Source organism: Sediminibacterium sp., assembly GCF_019264485.1.
Classification (GTDB): Bacteria; Bacteroidota; Bacteroidia; order Chitinophagales; family Chitinophagaceae; genus Sediminibacterium.
Genome location: NZ_JAHVAA010000002.1, coordinates 84,274 through 105,581, shown reverse-complemented (window position 1 = coordinate 105,581; position 21,308 = coordinate 84,274). Strand labels below are relative to the sequence as shown.

General features: G+C 38.6%; 16 protein-coding genes. 8 read left to right on the top strand and 8 right to left on the bottom strand.

Annotated features, from left to right (window positions below; all coding sequences use genetic code 11):
- Positions 1-40 precede the first annotated feature (40 nt).
- Positions 41-730 carry a hypothetical protein gene (locus tag KXJ59_RS00695; RefSeq protein ID WP_295200023.1) on the bottom strand — a complete coding sequence of 230 codons (690 nt, stop codon included), beginning with the start codon at positions 728-730 and terminating at the stop codon, positions 41-43.
- A 105-nt stretch (positions 731-835) separates the two neighbouring features.
- Positions 836-1,840, bottom strand: coding sequence for a zinc dependent phospholipase C family protein (locus KXJ59_RS00690; protein WP_295200020.1), 1,005 nt, complete (start codon positions 1,838-1,840; stop codon positions 836-838).
- A 151-nt stretch (positions 1,841-1,991) separates the two neighbouring features.
- Between KXJ59_RS00690 and KXJ59_RS00685 the strand changes: the two genes are divergently transcribed.
- Both KXJ59_RS00685 and KXJ59_RS00680 read left to right on the top strand, forming a co-directional pair.
- The gene (locus tag KXJ59_RS00685; protein ID WP_295200018.1) at positions 1,992-2,927 is read left to right on the top strand and encodes an ATP-binding cassette domain-containing protein; all 936 of its coding nucleotides are present in this window, start codon (positions 1,992-1,994) and stop codon (positions 2,925-2,927) included.
- Positions 2,928-2,961: 34 nt separating this feature from the next.
- The gene (locus KXJ59_RS00680) at positions 2,962-4,302 is read left to right on the top strand and encodes an ABC transporter permease (RefSeq protein WP_295200017.1); all 1,341 of its coding nucleotides are present in this window, start codon (positions 2,962-2,964) and stop codon (positions 4,300-4,302) included.
- A 96-nt stretch (positions 4,303-4,398) separates the two neighbouring features.
- On the opposite strand, the gene KXJ59_RS00675 is transcribed toward KXJ59_RS00680, so the two are convergent.
- From KXJ59_RS00675 to KXJ59_RS00650, 6 genes are all read right to left on the bottom strand, one after another.
- Positions 4,399-5,709, bottom strand: coding sequence for a gluconate:H+ symporter (locus tag KXJ59_RS00675; RefSeq protein ID WP_295200016.1), 1,311 nt, complete (start codon positions 5,707-5,709; stop codon positions 4,399-4,401).
- 19 nt (positions 5,710-5,728) lie between these two features.
- On the bottom strand, positions 5,729-6,955 hold the full coding sequence (locus tag KXJ59_RS00670) for an endo-1,4-beta-xylanase (protein WP_295200013.1): 1,227 nt from the start codon (positions 6,953-6,955) through the stop codon (positions 5,729-5,731).
- Complete coding sequence (locus KXJ59_RS00665; protein WP_295200011.1) at positions 6,900-7,736, bottom strand: fumarylacetoacetate hydrolase family protein; 837 nt, start codon at positions 7,734-7,736, stop codon at positions 6,900-6,902. Before KXJ59_RS00665 ends, KXJ59_RS00670 begins: the two co-directional genes overlap by 56 nt.
- A gap of 4 nt (positions 7,737-7,740) precedes the next feature.
- Positions 7,741-8,730, bottom strand: a complete 990-nt coding sequence (locus KXJ59_RS00660) for an SMP-30/gluconolactonase/LRE family protein (protein ID WP_295200009.1) — start codon at positions 8,728-8,730, stop codon at positions 7,741-7,743.
- 9 nt (positions 8,731-8,739) lie between these two features.
- On the bottom strand, positions 8,740-10,458 hold the full coding sequence (locus KXJ59_RS00655; protein ID WP_295200007.1) for an IlvD/Edd family dehydratase: 1,719 nt from the start codon (positions 10,456-10,458) through the stop codon (positions 8,740-8,742).
- Between the two features lie 71 nt (positions 10,459-10,529).
- The gene (locus KXJ59_RS00650) at positions 10,530-11,660 is read right to left on the bottom strand and encodes a Gfo/Idh/MocA family oxidoreductase (RefSeq protein ID WP_295200005.1); all 1,131 of its coding nucleotides are present in this window, start codon (positions 11,658-11,660) and stop codon (positions 10,530-10,532) included.
- Positions 11,661-12,565: 905 nt separating this feature from the next.
- On the opposite strand from KXJ59_RS00650, the gene KXJ59_RS00645 reads away from it, so the two are divergent.
- The 6 genes from KXJ59_RS00645 to KXJ59_RS00620 all read left to right on the top strand — a co-directional run bounded on the left by KXJ59_RS00645 (position 12,566) and on the right by KXJ59_RS00620 (position 21,289).
- Complete coding sequence (locus KXJ59_RS00645; protein WP_295200002.1) at positions 12,566-13,540, top strand: hypothetical protein; 975 nt, start codon at positions 12,566-12,568, stop codon at positions 13,538-13,540.
- A 310-nt stretch (positions 13,541-13,850) separates the two neighbouring features.
- Positions 13,851-16,910 carry a TonB-dependent receptor gene (locus tag KXJ59_RS00640; RefSeq protein WP_295200001.1) on the top strand — a complete coding sequence of 1,020 codons (3,060 nt, stop codon included), beginning with the start codon at positions 13,851-13,853 and terminating at the stop codon, positions 16,908-16,910.
- Between the two features lie 16 nt (positions 16,911-16,926).
- The gene (locus tag KXJ59_RS00635; protein ID WP_295199999.1) at positions 16,927-18,402 is read left to right on the top strand and encodes a RagB/SusD family nutrient uptake outer membrane protein; all 1,476 of its coding nucleotides are present in this window, start codon (positions 16,927-16,929) and stop codon (positions 18,400-18,402) included.
- Between the two features lie 278 nt (positions 18,403-18,680).
- Positions 18,681-19,388: a hypothetical protein gene (locus KXJ59_RS00630; protein WP_295199997.1), complete on the top strand. Its 708-nt coding sequence runs from the start codon at positions 18,681-18,683 to the stop codon at positions 19,386-19,388.
- A 27-nt stretch (positions 19,389-19,415) separates the two neighbouring features.
- Positions 19,416-20,420 carry a hypothetical protein gene (locus KXJ59_RS00625; protein ID WP_295199995.1) on the top strand — a complete coding sequence of 335 codons (1,005 nt, stop codon included), beginning with the start codon at positions 19,416-19,418 and terminating at the stop codon, positions 20,418-20,420.
- 137 nt (positions 20,421-20,557) lie between these two features.
- Positions 20,558-21,289 carry a hypothetical protein gene (locus KXJ59_RS00620; protein WP_295199992.1) on the top strand — a complete coding sequence of 244 codons (732 nt, stop codon included), beginning with the start codon at positions 20,558-20,560 and terminating at the stop codon, positions 21,287-21,289.
- The last annotated feature ends 19 nt before the right edge of the window (positions 21,290-21,308 follow it).

Here is a 21,308-nt window from a genome sequence, read left to right as displayed (position 1 = left end):
ATTAAAATGACATCTTGTTTTTTATTCTGTTCATTTGATCTTATTGTGCAGTCTTATTTTCTGAAGCGGTTAATAAAGCTTTTTTCCTCCATAAAATAATCGCAATTGTAAAGCAACCATACAAAACAACGCTAAATACCTGTGGGAAGAAGTGATACAATGGTTTGCCCAAAAACAATATTTGATTCTTGCTTAAGAAAAAATAAAGCAAGAAGGGAATAGTAGCCGTTACCCGAAAAATAAGTATGCCTATTGCAAACCAAAAATCAGGATTGCCAAAGAGTGATTCTTCTGTTTGAGTGGGGGTGATACTTTTTTCGTATAAATAAAAACAGGATACACAACTGAAGAAAAAGCCTGCGACACCGTTTGTAATGGTCAAAGGCACACTAATTTTATCAAAAAAGAATAGCCATATGGCCAACAGTAATAAGATTACAGATGTGCCAATAAAAATAATCTGTTTCATTCGTTTTGAATGAATAATCTGATAAAACATATAACCATAGAAAATAAATTGAACCATGGCAAGTGATAAATATATATGTGAATTTTTGGCTACACTCAGGTTGGGGGGATTAGCAAAATACACTCCCCCAAGTTCCCCCAATAGGATAAATGCTAAAACAGGAATAAAATAAACATATCTCGTGTTTTTTATATACCGGTAATTCCAGACAGCGGTAATAAGTGCTATGGCTTCTACAATATGATTACTGATGATTTTCATTTACAAATCAAATCTTTCTGGCTTTCGATAAAAATGAATATATAAAAAACGGCTGTGTTTCCACAACCGTTTTTTCACCCATTTTTTGGGGTTTAATGCGGATAATCAGTTATTGCTGTTTTCAGTCTGTTTTTTAGATATGAGTAATTGCTGCTGAATGAGCTCATTCTTTTTAAAAGCAGACAATTCTGTTTCAAGCTGCTTTTTCTCTTGCTCTGTAAGCTGTCCGCCTATACCTGAAAGGTCTGGCTTTCCTGCATCTACCCAGGCTGTGTACCAGAAATTGGCAATCATATCAGCAGATTGTATCAGTCTGTCATTAATACTGTTTTTTAAAGATGCGGCATAAGCTTTGGCAAATGCTGAGGTATAGGTTTTCGATTCACGTCCTCTTCTGATCTGTACCCTGTATTTCTCCTCTTCAGTAAAGGCGGCAGATACTTCTTTTTCTTTGGCCAGCATTTCAGGTACCATATTAAAACTAGCCCGGGCCACTTTCCAGATAGCATCTGAGGGGTTTTTCAGGTATACGGCCTGGTGAGCAGAATATAAACGGTAATTGCCAATTTCAATTTCAGGAATCATAGACTCCCATAAACTGTGTAACCCTTTTTGATTGCTAAGCTGACCATCATAATTCACCGTAGTATGCAGGGGTACATGTATATCTCCAATATAATGCCCCAGATCGGCGGCATAAAAAAGAATACTGTCCTTATTTTTCATTTTAAACGCCTGTGTAAGCTTACCCTGTATATATATAATATGGTATGGCACGTAACCATATTTCAATAAACTGTCTTTAGAATATAGCTGAATGGCTTTTTGCCAGTCCATCGGCATTTTATGCGCCGCATCAGCACCATACATTTCAAAGTCAATAAAATGTCGGGGGGCTTCTGTACTGTCTTCATTCCTTCTGATATCGGGTCTTGGGGCATTGTTGACAAGGTTTTCCATATTCCTGTAAAAGAAGGACCTTACAGGGTCGGGTAATTCATAGACGGCCAGTTGATGAATGGTTCTGTGAACGAGAAACCCCCATCCTGAACCAACGATGAAAAAAACCATTAAAACAGCCACCAGTATGGGTTGTATATATCTTTTCATATTCATTTTTTTAAAGACCGGCTGCGAAAATAGGGTATTCGGTTTCATCTCCTGTAATATTTGGAATGTTTAGGCTACTAACCTGCTGTTGACGGCGATTTATTACCTTCATCACCCGAAACTCTTTCCCAGACCTTAACCAAACATGAATATGAGTAAGATTCTCGAACTACAGGCATTAAGAAAATATTATGCCACACAAAAAGCAGTGGATGATATCAGTTTTTCCATTGAAAAAGGAAGCATTTTTGGTTTGCTCGGACCGAATGGTGCAGGTAAAACCACATTGCTCCGGATGATTACCGGAATCTTCTATCCGGATATGGGAGAGATTATGCTGGACGGAAAAAAATTCGATCCGATCAACGATATCCAGCTAATCGGCTATATGCCTGAAGAAAGAGGACTGTACAAGAAAATGAAAATTGGTGAGCAGGCGCTTTACCTGGCCCAGTTAAAGGGATTGAGTAAGACCGAAGCCATGGAAAAAATAAGGTTCTGGTTTAAGAAACTGGAAATGGAAACATGGTGGAATAAAAAAGTAGAAGACCTGAGTAAAGGGATGAGCCAAAAACTACAGTTTGTAACGACGGTATTACATGAACCCAAACTTATTATCCTCGACGAGCCTTTCAGTGGACTTGACCCTTTAAATGCCAATCTGATTAAGGATGAAATATTCGGACTCGCCAAAAGAGGATCAACCATTATTTTCAGTACGCACCGGATGGAGCAGGTAGAGGAAATATGTGATCATATTATTTTGATGAACCTCGGTAAAAAAGTGCTGGATGGTTCAGTGTCAGGCATCAAACAAAGTTTTAAAGAGAATAAATTCAGTATAAAAATTCAGGGCGAAAATATTAATGTGGGTAGTCAGGCTTTTAGTATTCTTGAAGACAAGGGCAATGGCTATGTATTGAAGATTAATGAAGGGTTTAAAAGTAACGATATCCTGATGCATTTTCTGCAGCAGGGTGTTACTGTAGAAGCTTTCAATGAAATTCTTCCATCGCTTAACGAAATATTTATCCGCCTGGTAGAAGGCAGTAATGCCCGAACCAGATCGTTTCAGCAAGTAGATTAAAAAGTTTCCCTTCAACCAACTAACTACATAATTTATGAATAAAATATCATTAGTAGCCAAAAGAGAATTTCTTACCAGGGTTCAGAAAAAAACATTTCTGTTAACCACGATTGGGGTACCCGTACTCATTTTTGCTTTTTATGCCGCTATCATCTTTTTTACCGTAAAGTCTTCAGATAATTTCAAAATTGCCGTATCAGATAATGCCAATGTTTTTAATGGTGAAATCGACAGTAAAAAAGGCAGTGATGTAATCTTTGAATTTGTAAAAGATGATACAACTGTATTAAAAACAAAACTGGAGCAAAAAGAATACGATGCCTATCTCTACGTGCCTGCCGGGTATTCCATAACAAGTAAGACAATAGATTCTCTGCATTTCAGGTCGGCTAAAACGGTAGGTATCATGACCCGCGAGAAGATAGAAAACCGTATCAGTAAAACCCTGGAAGAGAAGCGCCTGATGGCCATGAATATTTCAAAGACGCAACTCGATAGCATCCAGAACCAGAAAGAATCCATTATTTTTTCAAGTTCATCAGGTAAAACGGAGAACCAGACAAAAGTAGGCTTGAGTTATGGTGTTGGTTTTGTTTCCGGGTTTATGATCTATATCATTCTCTTTATTTACGGTACTATGGTAATGAGAGGGGTAGTAGAAGAAAAAGTAAGCCGTATTGCTGAAGTAATCATCAGTAGCGTAAAGCCTTTTCAATTAATGATGGGTAAGATTATTGGTATTGGTGCCGTAGGTTTATTACAGTTTATTATATGGGGGGTGTTGATTTTTGCCATTCAGTTATTGATTCCGGTATTGTTCCCTCAACTGTTTGAACAAATGCAAACGCAGCCTGTTCAGCCCGGTATGATGGCTGCTGCCGAAACAGCCAAACAGTCTGGCGCACTCAGTGGTATTATGGCAGGATTAAATGAAATCAATTTCCCTTTGATTATCGGTTGTTTTATATTCTATTTCCTGGGTGGATACTTTATGTATGCTTCTTTGTTTGCTGCTGTAGGTAGTGCTGCCAATGAAGATATGCAGGATGCACAGAGCCTGTTATTACCTATTATGATGCCGATCATCTTTGCCATTGTTATCATGATGCAGGCCGTGAATAATCCTAATGGAAGCCTGGCGGTTTTCGGAAGTCTGTTTCCGCTTACATCACCCATTGTTATGATGGCGAGGGTGGCACATGGTATACCAGATGGGGTAACCGTATTTCAACTCATATTGAGTATGGTATTCCTGATACTCGGTTTCTTCGGAACCACCTGGCTTGCCGCTAAAATTTATCGTACCGGTATCCTGATGTACGGTAAAAAAGTTACCTGGAAAGAGCTGTGGAAGTGGGCGGTTAAGAAAAATTAGGAAATTAGGAATAAGAAATAAGAAATCAGAAAGTGGGATTCTATTTTCTGATTTCTTATTTCATATTCCTTATTTATTAATTTCTTACTTCTCTGTTTAAATCACCAGATTTAACAGTAACACTCCAATGATCCCTAACACAGATATAGTGGCTTCCATAACAGACCAGGAGAGGAATGTTTGTTTGAGGGTCAGGTTGAAAAATTCTTTAAACATCCAAAAGCCAGAATCATTGATATGAGATCCGAATACACTTCCGGTGCCTATAGCCAATACCATCAATTCTGGTGATACATTGCCCGCTGCCACTAAGGGGGTAACAACGCTGGCAGCTGTAATTCCGGCAACAGTAGCTGAACCTATGGCAATTCTGAGTAATGCAGTAACCACCCATGCAAAGATTAACGGGGGCATTTGCCATTTACTGCTGAATGAAGCAATGTATTGGTCTGTTCCACTATCCTGTAAAACCTGCTTGAAAATTCCACCCGCAGTAATAATCAGTAGAATAACAGCAATACCTGAAATGGCTTCATTTAACCATTTGGTAATGGTTTCCATACTGTTTCCTCTTTTCAATCCAAAAACACCGATGGCGAGGAATACTGATAATAACAAAGCAATGGTTGGATCGCCGATAAACAAAAGCGTTTTCTTTAACAATTGATCGGGTAAAAAATAATTGGCAATCACTGCCATGGTAATCAGTATAACAGGTAAAAGGCCAATGAGAAAACTGGGTAGAGCAGCAGGTAGTTCTTTTGTATTTTCTGCTTCAGAAGTAAAAAGAAATGACTTGATAGTAACTTCTGTTTTTTTCAATAAACGCCCCAGAAAAGGCCCGGCAACAATTACTACAGGAATTGTAATGATTAGTCCATAGATCAGTGTTTTCCCCATATCAGCTTTAAATGCATTGACCAGGAAAACAGGGCTCGGGTGGGGAGGAAGAAAACAATGCGTGGTTGATAATGCAGCCGCCATGGGTATAGCAACATACAATAAAGGTAGTTTTGCCTTATGGGCAATGGAAAAAACCAGTGGTACCAGTATTACAAAACCTGCATTATAATACAACGGGATACCAATAAAAAAACCAGTGAGCATGATAGCCCATTGAATATTTTTTTCTCCAAAACCATTGATCAGCGTACGTGCAATTTTTTCTGCTGCACCACCAGTTTCCAGTATTTTACCAAGGATAGCACCAAGACAAATAATTAACGCCAGACCACCCAAAGTATTGGCCACCCCTTTCTCCACTGATTTAATGATCTGCATGGGTTCCATGCCGAGGAAAATGCCGGATAAAATAGCAACGATAAGCAATGATAAAAACGGGCTTACTTTTTTATAAGTCAAAAAAAGTTGCAGGCAAATCGCAAATAAAATGACAAGCAGTTCCATATGTTTGAATTGGATGTATTTATTTTTTTACCGGAATATCCAGTATAGCCTGAAATGCAGGTTTAGGCTGCCTATTCCTGTTCCAGAGCAATGGATAATTGGTGCGATTGGGTATCGGGTAATCGTTCTTCCAGCTCATACCATCATGAATACCCCAACAGGTAACCCGCGCTATTTTATCTTTTTTCCCGTAAAAGATATTAAATAATTCCTTGTAACGATTGGTTAATTGTTGTTGCACATCATCCGGTAACCCTTTTTGATAAGGATCGAGGAATGTCTTAAACTCTTCAAGCTGAAACTGTCTGTCGCTCATACCCTGACCAATAATTTGTCCTTCTTTGGTGAGTGGCAAAACATCTACATCCAGCTCGGTAATCATTACTTTAACACCTGTTGCAGCATAAGCATCAATGGCTGCTTCGATATACTCATTTGTCGGATAATTAAGACCCCAATGCCCCTGAATACCTACACCATCAATCCTGATACCTTCTTTTTGCAACATTTTCACCATGCGAACAATACCATCTCTTTTTGTTGGCCGCCATGCGTTAAAATCATTGTAGTATAATTCGGTATTGGGTGCATACTGGCTGGCAAATTTGAAAGCATATTTCACCAACGTATCGCCATTGCCAAAAGCGTTTACCCAACTTGTAGGTCTGTAACTACCGTCGTTATCTATTACTTCATTCACAACATCCCATGCATGTACCCTTCCTGCATAGCGACCGGCTACTTTTTCAATATGACTGCGTAGGCGTTCAATTTGTTCTGCTTTTGTGTTGGCTTTTCCACTGGCATTGGTAAAGAACCAGGCCGGAACCTGGTTATGCCATACCAGTGTATGTCCTACAATAAACATTTTATGGGCTTCACCAAATGCAACAAATGCATCAGCGGGACCAAAATTGAAAACACCCGGCTGTGGATTAATTAATGCCGCTTTCATGGAGTTTTCAAGTGTAATGCTGTTGAATTGTTTTACAACAATTTCCTGCGATAATTTATCGGAACCCGAAACAATGGCATCATTTACAGCAGCACCCATTAGAAAAACATCTTTGTATGCTTCTTTTAATGAACTGTTTTGTGTTCTGGTAGTAAAACTGAGTACACCATAAATTAGTGCGATGCACAATAAAATAGTAATCCGGCTTTTATTCATAGGGCAGCAATTGTATTGATCAGGCAACTGAATTAACCAGTGTGCCAATTGAACTGATACTGATTTGTATTTCATCAGCAGATTGTAAAGTGAAACTACTGTCTGGTACTACTCCTGTACCGGTCATAATGAGGCAGCCGAAAGGGAAAGATGCTTCCCGATATACGAATGAAACCAATTCTGCTGGTGTACGTTTCATTTGAGCCAATGTAATAGAACCATTGAAAGCAACTGAATTATTTCGCAGAATTGTTAATGAAATTTCTGTGTTCTTGTCAATCGGTTCATCGGTAATATAAACACAGGGGCCAACTGCTGCGCATGCATCATATGTTTTGGCCTGGGGCAGGTATAAAGGATTTTCTCCTTCAATACTCCTGCTGCTCATATCGTTACCAATGGTATAACCAATGATCTTGCCTGAAGATGTTACAACCAGTGTTAATTCTGGTTCAGGAACATCCCATGTACTGTCTTTGCGTATTCTTACTTTTTCGCCATGTCCCACTACGCGATGTGGAGTAGCTTTAAAAAAAACTTCGGGTCTTTCAGCTTCATATACTTTTGCATAGAAATCGGCACCGCCGCTGTCTTTACTTTCTTCCTGCCGGCCAATCTTACTTCTTAAATAGGTTACACCACAGGCCCAAAGTTCCTGTTCTTTGCCGATAGGCGCTCTTAGTGCAGATGTATCCAGTGTGCTGACAGGTTCTGCTTTTCCAGATTTTATCCAGGAACTGGCTTTTTGTAAAACACCATCATCATTGATAAAATTGTTCCAATCTTCTCCTGCTGCGAAGTATAGTTGATCGTTTTGTTCCAGTGCAATGCCATTCAATAATTTATATGCCTTCATGTTTTTATTTTAACCCAATACGCAATACACGCATATCGTTTGTAATGAATAAAGTTTTTTCGTCGTCGGATAGTGCCACATTTGAAGCGGCTTCATCCAGTTTAATTTTACCTAGTAATACAGCATTACTATTGAAGATCCAGATACCTCCTGGTCCTGTTGCAAATACTATTCCCTTGCTGTTTATTTTTAGTCCGTCAGGTAAACCTTTGATGCCCTTTTCCATTTTAGCAGTGTAAAATATTTTTCCATTCTTTAATTCACCATCAACCACATCATAGCTATACCAGTTGGGTTTAGCAGGATCGGAGCAGGCGATGATCAGTTGTTTTTCGCCCGGAAAGAAAGCAATGCCATTTGGTCGGGTAATACTATCTGTTAAAAGAGATACTATTCCATTTTTTTTGCGGTTATACACGCCGTTAAATGGTATTTCTTTTTCCGGATCAAGATCGTTTTGCATGGGTAAGCCATAGGGTGGATCCGTAAAAAAAAGATCTCCCTGTCTGTTATACACAGCATCATTCGGACTGCTGAAACGTTTGCCTTTGTAATGAGAGGCCAGTCGCAGAAAATGAGCTTCCGGTTTATCAAGATCGGATGACATTGCAGCCATCTGTCTGTTGCCATGCTGACACAGAACAAGGCTACCCTGAGTATCTAACAGCAAACCATTGCTACCTGGTTCTTTACTTTTCGAAGAAGTGCCGGTAAAGCCTGAAGGTTGCAGGTAAATTTCTTTGCCTTTTTCTGCGGTCCATTTATAAATAGTGTTGGTGGGTACATCAGAGAATAAAAGCATTTTATATCTTTTAACCCATAGTGGTCCCTCGCTCCATTCAAAACCCTCGGCAATAATTTCTGCTTTACTGTTTTTGTCGATTACCAGATCAAGCGCATCATTAATTCGTTCAATAACGCCTGTTGTTTTGTATTGAGCAAATGAACAACAGCTAATACATAAACCGATGATAATGGCAGTAGTCTTTTTCATGGACATTATTTAATGTGAATCTCTGGTAACAACTGAACCGGAACTGCCCTGCAAAAAATCAAGATCGGCGCCTTTGTCTGAACCCATTACATGTTTAATATACAGACTTACATAACCCCTTGTGGCTGCAGGTGCTGGTGCAACCCAGTTAGCCCTTCTTTTTGCTAACTCTTCATCCGATACATCAAGATGTAATTTTCTTTGCTCAACATCCAGTTCAATCATATCGCCATTTTGTACAAGAGCGAGGTTGCCACCAATGGCCGATTCGGGCGATACGTGAAGGATAGCAGTTCCATAGGCAGTGCCACTCATTCTTCCATCGCTGATGCGAACCATATCTCTGATACCTTTTTCCAGTATTTTTTTAGGCAAAGCCATATTGCCTACTTCGGGCATGCCGGGATAACCAACAGGACCTACATATTTTAAAACCATTACACAGGTTTCATCAATATCCAGTTCAGGGTCATCAATTCTTGCATTGTAATCTTCAATGCTTTCAAATACTACGGCTCTTCCCTTATGTTTCATTAAATGTGGTGAAGCAGCAGAAGGCTTCATTACGGCGCCATTCAATGCGAGATTGCCTTTTACTACTACGCAACCTGCTTCAGCAATGAGTGGTTGTTCATATGGGGCAATTACTTCAGTGTTATAACAGTCTGTCTGTCCTGTTATATTTTCATGGTGGTTTTTACCTGTTACCGTTATTACATTTTTATGCAGGTGCTTACTTAATTCGTTTAATACTACAGGTAAGCCACCGGCATAATAAAAATCTTCCATGAGGAATTTTCCCGAAGGCATTAAGTTCACGAGCAGCGGAATCTTACTGCCCAATGTGTCAAAATCATCCAGATGCAGGTCAACGCCAATCCTTCCGGCAATCGCCATCAGGTGAATAATAAAATTGGATGAACCTCCTACAGCCGCATTTACTTTAATAGCATTTTCAAATGCTTCGCGGGTTAATATTTTATCAATCGTAAGGTTTTCTTTTACCATTTCTACAATTCTTCGTCCACTGAGCTGAGCCATTACTTTTTTTCTGGAATCGGCTGCAGGTATGGCAGATGCGCCACTGAGGGTAAGTCCTAATGATTCAACCATACAAGCCATTGTGGAAGCGGTACCCATCGTCATGCAATGACCAATACTTCTGCTCATGCAGCTTTCTGCATATTCACAATCTTCCTGCGTCATTTTTCCGGTCTTCATGTCTTCGTCAAACTTCCAAACATGTGTACCACTGCCAATGGTTTGCCCCTTGTATCTTCCATTCAGCATAGGGCCACCGGGAACAACAATAGTGGGTAATCCCACACTGGCAGCACCCATTACAGTGGAAGGTGTTGTTTTATCACAACCTGTTAAAAGTACTACTGCATCCATAGGATTACCACGAATAGATTCTTCTGCATCCATACTCGCCAGATTTCGAAAAAGCATGGCTGTAGGTTTGAGCAGGGTTTCACCCAAACTCATGATTGGAAACTCCAGTGGAAAACCTCCTGCTTCCAATACACCTTTTTTTACTGCTTCGGCATGATCACGGAAATGGGCATTACAAGGTGTAAGCTCACTGAATGTATTACAGATGCCAATAACAGGACGCCCATCAAACATATCGGTGGGCATACCTTGGTTTTTCATCCAGCTACGGTAAATGATTCCGTCTTTATTCTTTTTGCCAAACCAGTCCTGACTGCGTAATTTCTGTGACATGAGTTATGTGTTTTAATCTTTTGTTTTTTATGGCACCAGTTGTTGCGTCGCACACTTAAACAATGGTAATACTAATCAGCTTTAATTGTTATTCTTTTTCCTGTTCTCATGGCTTCGTAAATGGCTTGTAGGTACTTTACATCTCTTCTCCCCATTTCACCAGGTACAATAGATGGTTTATTATTCTTAATTGATAATGCAATAGCATCTAATTGTCTGGCCTGCTGGTTAACCTGAGGAAAATTCATCGGCCCGGCTGGTGTATAACCACTCAATCCATTGTAGTTGTAGGCGGTGGTAAGTTCAAAAACACCTTGCGCTGCCTCGGCTTTAAGAAAATTCATATTGTCATCATAACTCGCTGCGCCACTACCTATAAGTCTATTAGGGAATTCAAATTGCCAGCTTAAGGATTGTTCAACTTCACTAAATCTGTTTAAATCTGTCTTCTTGCCTTCCTGTGCGGAAACGGCAATAGGTTCCATACCTGTTGTATAACACATGCCCTGAATAGCATAAATACCCAGATCCATCAAAGGTCCTCCACCTGCATATTTTTGTTGTAAGCGCCACTGGTTTGGAGTGGCTTTAAAACCAAAGCCACCGCTGATTTTCTTAATTTCACCATATTCTTTTGAAGTACCCAGTTTTACCATTTCAAGATTATAGGGTTCAAAATGTAAACGATAACCTACCGATAAAAATTTATTGGCTTTTTTAGAAGCTGCTATCATTCTGTCACAATCAGGAACAGTTATAGCCATTGGTTTTTCACAGATAACATGCTTACCAGCTTCAAATCCCCGGATTGTATATTCAGCATGCATATTATTAGGTAATACCACATAAATAATATCAATGTCAGGATTGTTTTTTATCTGGTCATAAGTATCATAACTGTAGATATTTTTCTCCGATAGCTTATACTTTTCTTTCCAAACAGGAATCTTTGAAGGTGTTCCGGTAACAATACCTGCGAGATAGCAATGTTCACTTTCCAAAAGTGCAGGGCCCAACTGGCCTGTGGCGTAACCCCCTAAGCCAACCAGTGCAATACCCAACTTCTTACTCTGTTGCATATTTTTTTGTTTTGAAACAAATGGATGCATAAAATCTTTGGCAGTCATTAATGGCAGACCTAATCCGGCCAGCCCCAGATTACTGAGAAATCTTCGCCGTGATGACTGGTAATGTTTGGTCATAACAAAATTGTGTTACGTAATATAATCGTTATTTTAAAAAACGATTCACAGAATTCATATGCATACTTTAATAGTCACATTCTTATCATTTAAATTCAATACTATAAAATTGACAATTGCATTTATTGCATTGTAATTGAGGGTTTTGGAATTATAAATAATTGATCTATAGTAGTTTATGATTTAATTTTGTATCGTATTTGCATAGGATAACAAAATATTATGCAACTCTTATTTTAAGTTGCAATACTTATTCAGCAAAATCAATTTTGCTAGTGACCCTATTTTTATTGTTGCAATCAGCTTTAGAAAATTAATCAGACATGGTTGATCGGTTTATAGTCTTATTGCTTTACCAGATGAGGTGATGGGGAGATGGTATTTGTTAAACCATTGGATGAACCATTTTTTAATTATTCTTTTCTATTGTAGAGAAGATAATACAGACTAACAGAAAGCGAGTAAACGTTGCTCAAATTGTCTTCAGTGCTAAATAAACATCCATTTTGACATTCTGGTAGACGTTTTCGGTAACTGATAGATTTTCGGAAAAATGAAAACAAGTGCTATCTACCTTTACAAAGGGAATAAGATTCATAGTAGCTAATCTCTGTCAATCTGGTTTCATTCATATAGTAATAGCCTGATTCTTGAATATCAACTTCAATGAATCATTTGGATAAACGCACAATTTTCTCATGTGTTTTAAGTTAAAAATGCATATCAACCTGGATTTCTATCCGGGTTTTTTTGTGAACTTTTTTCAATGAAATCTACTACCATTTACTAACACTACTACTTCGGACAGCGATAATCGTTATCAATAAAATGATTGATGTTATTCGTTGACTTTCATAAAATGAAATAGGCTAGCTGGTTATTTTGGTGTAGAAATTGAAAAACATATGAAAATTCAGTACAAAGTTTTGATGATCTTCTTTTCTTTTTTGTGTAGCAGTATATTGATTGCACAGGTAAAAATTTCATTTACCGAACCACCTTTAGTTCCAACCTTATTTCAGGCTGGCGTAGTAAGTACAGGAATACCTGAGCGCGATTTTGCTTTATCACCGGATGAAACAGAGTTATTTTATACGATTCAATCACCCCTGGGCTATTTTCAAACCATTGTGTACATGCGAAAAGACTTGAAAGGAATTTGGAGTAATCCACAGATAGCCTCTTTTGCAGGTAATTATAGTGATTTGGAGCCGACATTCTCTCCAGACGGGAAGAGACTTCTTTTTTCATCTAACAGACCACTTACGGGTGATAAAGCTAAGGATTTTGATATCTGGTATGTTGAAAAACAGGGAGATAGCTGGTCAGCTATACCACAAAATATTGGTGCGCCAGTTAACACAGAGGCAAATGAGTTTTATCCGTCTCTTACAAAATCTGGAAATCTCTATTTTACCGCTTCCTATAAGAATGGCGTTGGTAGAGAAGATATATATGTAGCAATATGGACAGCAGGTAAATTTAACCAGCCTGTGGCTTTGGATACTGCTGTTAACACGAAGGTTGATGAGTTTAATGCTTTTGTTTCACCTGACGAAGATTTTATTTTATTTACTTCTTATGGCAGAAAAGATGATATGGGTAGAAGTGATTTATACATCACTCAGAAAGATAAATCAGGTAATTGGCAAGCTGCAAAGCATATCTCCATCCTCAATTCAAACAGAATTGATTATTGCCCCTTTGTGAGTTTTGATAAGAAAAAAATGTTTTTTACGAGCGAACGAAATATCCTGAAACAAGTGTTTGATAAAAAGGTAACATTAGAAGATCTGGAAAAAACATTCAGGTCTCCGCAAAATGGGAGTGGAGATATTTACTGGATTAGTTTTGATAAAGTTTTAGAAAGTTTAAAATAGCTTATTTTTTCAGATGGTAAAAGGGTTGATAGTCTGTTACAATGATTATCAACCCTTTTCTTTTAGAGAAGTACATGAACGACAGTTTGCTTTGTATTAAAAACTGATAACTAAGTAAATGCTGATTCGATATTGATTCTTTCCACTCATTGACAGTTTCTGGTTGTTGATTGAATAGATATTTTTTCAAGCAGTAGAAATAAAACATTTACTGTCTTGAACCTATCGTCTCTTGTCAAGGAAGCACAAACAGCCTTCCTTACAATGAAGACAAAATGAAAACTAATTTCTTGAAACTAAAATTGACTCTATGAGAAAAAGTCTGACGCTTTTGTGTTTTGCGTTATTATCCAGCTTAGTGCTGCTTGCGCAAACACGTATCATTAAAGGACGGGTTGCCGATGAAAAAGGTAATCCGTTACCCGGAGCATCTGTTCAGGTTAGAGGAACCAAAACCGGTACCACAACAGATGCTGAAGGTAATTTTTCCATTGCCGTGCCAACCACTGCAAAATCATTACTTGTATCGTCTCTTAATTATGTAAACAAAGAGTTTGCAATAGGAAACGGAAATACGCTTGCAATTACGTTAAAAGCAAATGATGCAAGTCTTGAAGAAGTGGTAGTAATGGGTTACTCCACCGTAAGAAAAACAAACCTTACCGGATCTGTTGCAAAAGTAGCCGGTACAGAAATTGAAAACAGACCCAACCTGAGTTTCGATCAGGCTTTGGCTGGTAAGGCTGCCGGGGTACAGGTAAATACCTCATCCGGTTTAATCGGAGCTCCTGTGAATATTCGTGTCAGAGGGGCTTCCTCAATATCTTCCGGCAGTCAGCCATTGATTGTAATGGATGGTGTGCCATTGATTCAAGGAGATAACGGCCAGTTATACAATCCAACCAATGCTTTGGCAGATATCAACCCGAATGATATTGAAAGTGTTGAGATTTTAAAAGATGCATCTGCTGCTTCCATATATGGAAGTCGAGCATCTGGTGGCGTATTGATGATTACAACCAAAAAAGGAAAAGCAGGGGCGCCAAAAATCAGTTATAACACTTATTTCGGGTATAGTCAGCCTGCAAGAATGATGAATGTACTTGACGGCCCGCAATACACGTCTGTGATAAATTCCATGAGAACCAATGCAGGTCTTACTGCTTCTGCAGCTAACGGCGATTACAATGGTGATGGTATTACTGATAATACTGATTGGCAGGATAAAGTGTACAGGAAAGGAATTACACATGATCACCAGATTGGTATCAGCGGAGGCTCTGAGCGAACAACCTATTATGCTTCTCTCGGCTTTAATGATTTTGAAAACTATATAATAGTGAATAGACAGAAAAGAGCCGCAGCCAGATTAAACCTTACTACTAAAGTGACCAATTGGTTTGAAATTGGAATTAAAAGTCAATTTACACGAACCACTTTATATGGATTAGGATCAGGAACTGGTGCGGCATTGAGTGGTGTACCCTTTGGTCCATTAACAGCTTATCCAAATGTTCCTGTTTATGATGCAACAGGTGCTTATTATATCGGAAATGGCGGTAATACTGTAGCGCAGAATACACCCAACCCTGTAGCAGTTCAAAACCTGAACTACGACACAAGAGATAACAGAAGGTTTATCAATAGTGTGTATGGAGAAATTTCTTTGCTGAAGGGGCTGAAATTGAAATCTCAGTACAATACCGATATGCAGATTGGGTTCACTGATCAGTATTGGGATCCTGCAGTTGGCGATGGGCAAGGTTTAGCAGGTGTAGCACAGACAGTAGCAACCGATTCACGCGTATGGAGCTGGTTCAATACTCTAAATTACAATACCAGATTTGGCGATCATGAGTTAGGAGCTTTAGCTGGTGCTGAGTACACGAAAAGTTATGCAACGTTTAACTATATATTCGGATTGGGTTTAAATGATCCTTTAATCCGAATAATTGCACCTGCAAATTATGGAACAACAGGAGCCGAAAATGGTATCGATGTAAATAATGGGTTGGCATCCTATTTCGGAGGGATTAATTATGGCTACAAGGGAAAATATCTTGCAAGCTTCAATATCAGGAGTGATGCTTATTCAGGATTTGGCCGAACCAATCGCTGGGGATACTTTCCATCGGGGTCAGCAGCCTGGAAAATATCTCAGGAGAGCTTCTGGAAATCAAGGTTAATCACAGACCTTAAGCTAAGAGCAAGTTATGGTATTACCGGTAACTCAAATATTGGTAACTATCCAAGCCTTGCAACATTTGCACCTACACAGTATGCGAATATAGCTTCATTGAATCTAAATAATCCGGGTAACTCAAATCTTCGCTGGGAACAAACGGGACAATTCGATGTAGGGTTTGATATGGTAATTGGTAAAGGAATCAATGTTGTTATTGATTATTACAGAAAAAAGACAAAAGACCTCATACTGGATAATCCCATACTTGCAACTGTAGGTTTTCCGGGTAATACCATCACTGAAAATATTGGAAGTATTGAAGCATCTGGTTTCGAAATAGCATTGAATGTACCCGTTATTAATAAGCGTGACTTTAAATGGAATATCAGTTTTAATGGAGCCACCAATAAAACAAAAGTTATTTCAACCAACGCTTTTGGAAACGACATATTCGGTGGACAGAGTATTGTTCGTCCCGGATACAATATGAGTGCTTTCTACCTGATACGTTGGGCTGGAGTTAATTCGGCTAATGGTATGCCAACATTCTTAGATGTAAATGGTGTAGCAAAACAATATGATCATTCTGCTCCTGCAGCCAACAGATGGACAAGGGTAAGTGATGGTGCTGTAACCACTGCTATTACGGCAGCAGATCGGGTGGTTTTGAATGATAAAACACCTTACCCGAAATTTTTTGGCGGTCTGTCGCAGTCATTTAGTTACAAACAAATTGATCTCTCATTTGATATGCAATATTCTTTAGGGGCTTATACATTTAATAATACCCTGCAGAATTTAGTGCTGATGACAGGTACGCGTAACAAAAGTGTAGAAATCTTAAAAGCATGGACAAAAGCAGGCGATCAGACAGATGTGCCCAGATTGTTTTTTGGCGAGAACCAGTCTACTCTCGGTTCTACCAGATTTTTAGAGAAAGCTGATTTTGTACGCATGAGAAATATTCAGATTGGCTACACATTACCCAAGAAACTTCTGGAAAAGGCAAAAATTGCCAACCTGAGAGTGTATGCACAGGTTCAGAATGCATTCACTATTACAGGGTATAAAGGAATGGATCCGGAAAGTAATGCAAATGGTAATGTCAATATCGGATTGGGAATTGATGCATTCAGGCCATACCTCGCACGCACTTTTACATTTGGTATCAACTTAGGACTCTAACATAAAATATAATACGATGAAAAAAAACATATTTAACTCATTTATACTAGCTGGTGTATTACTGGCTTCCTGCCAGAAAGAAGTGACGGAGATTACACCGCCTGATCGCTTATCTTCAGACTTGGCATTTAGCACTGCACAAAAAGCAGAAACATCAGTAATGGGTGCCTATAATGCTTTGCAAAGTGCAGACTATCTTTCTGGTCGTGCATTGGTGTATATAGATCTTTTAGGAAATGATATTTACGACCGAACCAATTTTTTTGGCGATCTGCCCAGATTCAACCTGTTATCTAATGCCGGATTTGCAGGTGGCTTATGGAATGCCGGATATATATCAATTGCCACTGCCAATCGTGCAATTGCAGGATTAGCGGCTAATCCGGGCGTTGTAACTGCCGCTAAGGCAAAAGAGTTAACGGCTGAATGTTTATTTATTCGTGCAGTAAGTAGTTTTTACCTGGTTAACTTTTTTGCCCACCCATATAACTTTACAGCGGGTGCTACGCATTTAGGTATACCGATTGTTACAGAAAATTTTACCAGTAATGATCCTGCTGCGAATAAACCACGCTCAACGGTGGCACAGGTATATACCGCTATTATCAGCGATCTGACTGCTGCACTGGCTGACTTGCCAGCGGTTTATGGTACGGCGGCATCTTATGCTTCTAAAACAAGGGCTACCAAAGCAGCCGCAGCAGCTTTGCTGGCAAGGGTGCATCTTTATAAAGGAGATTATGCAAATGCTAAATCGGTAAGTTTAAATATCATTAATGGGCAGTATGGAACATTTGCATTGAATGCCTCTCCGGCAGGAGCATTCGGACCGGCTAATTATGAAACAGCCGAAAGTATATGGAGTATACCAAATAGTACGACAGACAATCCGAATACCAACAATGCATTGCCGCAGCATTATTTTCCGGGTGGAAGAGGCGATCTGGCTATCTCAACAAATTTCAGGGATATTGCAACAAACCCCTATTTCGCTGTTGATGATAGAAGAAGAAATTTGATTATTTCCGGTACAACTTCAGCTACAGCGTCAAGTTTTTTCACCAATAAATATCCTGATATCGCAACAAGATCTGATTGGGCACCCATTCTGCGATATGCTGAAGTATTATTAACCTATGCAGAAGCATCGGCACAGGTTGCTACCGGCATTGATGTTGATGCAGTAGCAAAACTAAACCTCGTACGTGACCGTGCAAGAGTGGGTGCGCCGCAATATACAATTGCCAGCTTTGCCACTAAAACTGATTTGATAAATGCCATTTTGGGAGAAAGAAGAATTGAACTGGCTTTTGAAGGACACCGTTTCTGGGATATTATGCGTGTAAAAGGAACTGTTACCAATAAGTTTGATGGAGATGGAGTAACTGTTTTGCCTGCACAGGCATTTGGTGCCAACAAATCAATTCTGCCAATTCCCCAGGCTGAGGTTGATAAAAGCGCAGGAATATTGGTTCAAAATACAGGGTACTAAATAAGGTCTGGATATAGCTATTTGATAATGATCAACACATGAAAAGAGCCGACAAGTCTGTCGGCTCTTTTCATGTGTACTTATAAGGTACTAGTCAATAACAGTTCTTGATGAAGCAGGGTGGGGTTTTCATCATTGACGATTACCTGCATTTTGGACATTGGTAATGGCTTTATATAATGAAACAGCAATGTTAAAAAGAAAACTAAGTAATATAGTTGCTGAGAAAATTTTCAGCAAGAGACGCTTGTTAATATTTAGAAAATAGTAATCCAGTTATGGAACACGAATTAAAAAAGCATATACACAATATTGTAAAAGAAACGGTGAATAAGAAAAAACCGCTATGGAAGCGGATAGGTGAGATTTTCATAGAAATCCTGATCATCGTCTTTGCCGTTTCATTTGCAGTCTATATGGAGAAAACAAAAGAGCATGCACATGAAAAGAAAGAAGTGAAAGAATTTTTGTTGGGCTTAAAAAAAGACCTGCAAAATGATGTAAAAGAAATGAATGATGATATCTGGGGATATGAAACCTGTTCAAAATGGCTGAAGTATTTTGTAAGTGAGCAAAAGATTAATGATGACACATTGAATAAATACTCCTGGGTGTTGATCAGTAAAACACATTTATTGGCCAATAAAGGACGATATGAAGGATTTAAAGCCAGTGGCAAAATCAATACCATTGAGAATGAAGCACTGAGAAACAGAATACTGGACTTGTATGAAGAACGAATGATTGGACTCACCAATACAACTCAAGACTATATTGTATTGAAAAACCAGATGTTGCAAGTGTTTTATCAGAAAAGAAAAGGGAGATTGTCGGTAAATGATAACCTGAAAATGATTCTGAAAGATGATGAAATCAATAATTACTTGGCTGCTCTAGCGAATGTAAAAGAAATTATTACCAAGTATAATTTAACAATCAACGAAGCAGAACAAATTATTCAGTCAATTGATAAGATATACCTGTAAAATGAATATAATCAGTAAAATAATTGTATGAACCGTAATACTATTAAGATTATCATCCTGGTGATTATTCTTTTAATTATTTTTTCAATGGTGGCGCGAGCTCAACAAAAGATTGACAGCTTGTTTTCAATAAAATTGGAACATCACCTTATTTCAAAGGGGGATCATCGACCCAATTTCAACCCATATCGGGATAGTGTGGATTATTTTCTTTACGCATTACATAATGGAATTTCCGAAAAAATATTCGCCGAGAAAGCAGACTGGGACCAAGAAAAGCTCCGTTCTAAGACAGATTTATTGATCAACGCAGGGTTTTTAAAAAGATCGAACAGAGGGTTATTGATACCGAATGTGATGATTGTAACTCAAAAGGATGGCAAATCAATTTATAAAGAATCTGAAAAAGTGGCATCGGAAATTGCAGATTCAATAGCTGTCTATTTACCTAAAATAAAGTCAGCTTATACGGGTATTAGTTTTTCAGAAAAATTCAGATTTGATCAAGTATCTTTTTTTCTTATGAGTAATGTATTACTCGATAACTGGCAGATTAATAACATAGAGTCACAGTTTGTAAAAGACCTTAGAACACTCCGGCATGGGAAAAATTACTATTACCAGATTGCTGAGCTTGATGAGAATTCAGACAAAGAAGTATTTGGAATTTATGGTAACCAGGTTCAGTGTAACGATACTATTTGTGCTGCCGTTTATGGTAATAAAAGAGTAGGAATTCAGCTAAAAGACTATTATGCTGACACTTCTGTGCCATACCTTCTTCCGAAGGATGAAGATATACTCAAGCAGATGGCTCTTGGATTTTTGCCAGCCTTGCTAAGTATTTTTGAACGTAGCCGACCATTCTTCCTGAAAATTTATAAGGAGTCAACATATAACAAGGAGATATCTTTTGGAGAGTATTTTATGTGGTGGTATCATTTTATCTATACCCGTGCTACGGATCTATGTGGGGAAAGGAAACTCATTTACATTCCTCAAAGCGGGAACTTCTTTTACCGAGGAAAGTGAAATCGAAAATTCAAAGGAGGATATACGGCTGCGCAATTGACAGAAATAATTCAATCTCTGATACTAAGGAAATGAATAAGTAGTATTTGTAAAAATTTCTTTGTCATAAATATATTTTCAGGAATAAACAATGTAACATGAAAGTAAAGTATATTTTATTATTGATGATTTGTGTGTGGGGATGCTCGGGGAAAGAAGTGTCTGGTAATCCTTCGAATAAAGTTATTCGTATTCTTTTTGTTGGAAACAGCCTTACTTATACAAATGATCTTCCTTTATTGGTTTGTGAACTTGGTAAAGCTGATTCCATACTTATTGGGTACAAAACCATCGCAAAGCCTGATTATAGTTTGGATGATCACCTGGCAGAAGGAATTGTTCAAAGTGAGATTAGTAATGGTAGATATGATTTTGTAATCGTTCAGCAAGGGCCGTCTGCTTTACCAGAATCTCAGGCTATTTTGATGTCTGCTGTGAATAAATACAAGGCATTATGCGATCAGACTAAAACCAAATTAGCACTTTATATGGTATGGCCCTCTAAATCCAGAATATCCGATTTGGATAACGTGATTTATTCTTACAGTAACGCTGGAAAGAAACACAATGTTATCATTTGTGCGGCCGGGCTTGCCTGGAAGAAAACCTGGGCAGCTAATACTGGAATATCGCTTTATGGTGCTGATGGGTTTCACCCTGAGCTTGCTGGCAGTCTCCTTGCCGCGATGGTAATCTATGGCACCATCACGGGCAATAAGCAGTTCAATGAGCAAGTATTGAAAAATGCTTTCTGGTCGCGAAAATTGAGTATTTCTACTTTTAACAGCTTAAGACAGGCAGCAATTGCTGCAATTGAAACAAAATTGTAGAAGTGTACTTCAATATATG

Coding starts and splice junctions, on each gene's coding strand:
- KXJ59_RS00640 (WP_295200001.1), top strand. CDS start 13,851: ATGAGAAAAAGTCTGACGCTTTTGTGTTTTGCGTTATTATCCAGCTTA.
- KXJ59_RS00685 (WP_295200018.1), top strand. CDS start 1,992: ATGAGTAAGATTCTCGAACTACAGGCATTAAGAAAATATTATGCCACA.
- KXJ59_RS00625 (WP_295199995.1), top strand. CDS start 19,416: ATGAACCGTAATACTATTAAGATTATCATCCTGGTGATTATTCTTTTA.
- KXJ59_RS00670 (WP_295200013.1), bottom strand. CDS start 6,955: ATGAAATACAAATCAGTATCAGTTCAATTGGCACACTGGTTAATTCAG.
- KXJ59_RS00660 (WP_295200009.1), bottom strand. CDS start 8,730: ATGAAAAAGACTACTGCCATTATCATCGGTTTATGTATTAGCTGTTGT.
- KXJ59_RS00645 (WP_295200002.1), top strand. CDS start 12,566: ATGAAAATTCAGTACAAAGTTTTGATGATCTTCTTTTCTTTTTTGTGT.
- KXJ59_RS00680 (WP_295200017.1), top strand. CDS start 2,962: ATGAATAAAATATCATTAGTAGCCAAAAGAGAATTTCTTACCAGGGTT.
- KXJ59_RS00655 (WP_295200007.1), bottom strand. CDS start 10,458: ATGTCACAGAAATTACGCAGTCAGGACTGGTTTGGCAAAAAGAATAAA.
- KXJ59_RS00675 (WP_295200016.1), bottom strand. CDS start 5,709: ATGGAACTGCTTGTCATTTTATTTGCGATTTGCCTGCAACTTTTTTTG.
- KXJ59_RS00690 (WP_295200020.1), bottom strand. CDS start 1,840: ATGAAAAGATATATACAACCCATACTGGTGGCTGTTTTAATGGTTTTT.
- KXJ59_RS00665 (WP_295200011.1), bottom strand. CDS start 7,736: ATGAAGGCATATAAATTATTGAATGGCATTGCACTGGAACAAAACGAT.
- KXJ59_RS00620 (WP_295199992.1), top strand. CDS start 20,558: ATGAAAGTAAAGTATATTTTATTATTGATGATTTGTGTGTGGGGATGC.
- KXJ59_RS00630 (WP_295199997.1), top strand. CDS start 18,681: ATGGAACACGAATTAAAAAAGCATATACACAATATTGTAAAAGAAACG.
- KXJ59_RS00650 (WP_295200005.1), bottom strand. CDS start 11,660: ATGACCAAACATTACCAGTCATCACGGCGAAGATTTCTCAGTAATCTG.
- KXJ59_RS00695 (WP_295200023.1), bottom strand. CDS start 730: ATGAAAATCATCAGTAATCATATTGTAGAAGCCATAGCACTTATTACC.
- KXJ59_RS00635 (WP_295199999.1), top strand. CDS start 16,927: ATGAAAAAAAACATATTTAACTCATTTATACTAGCTGGTGTATTACTG.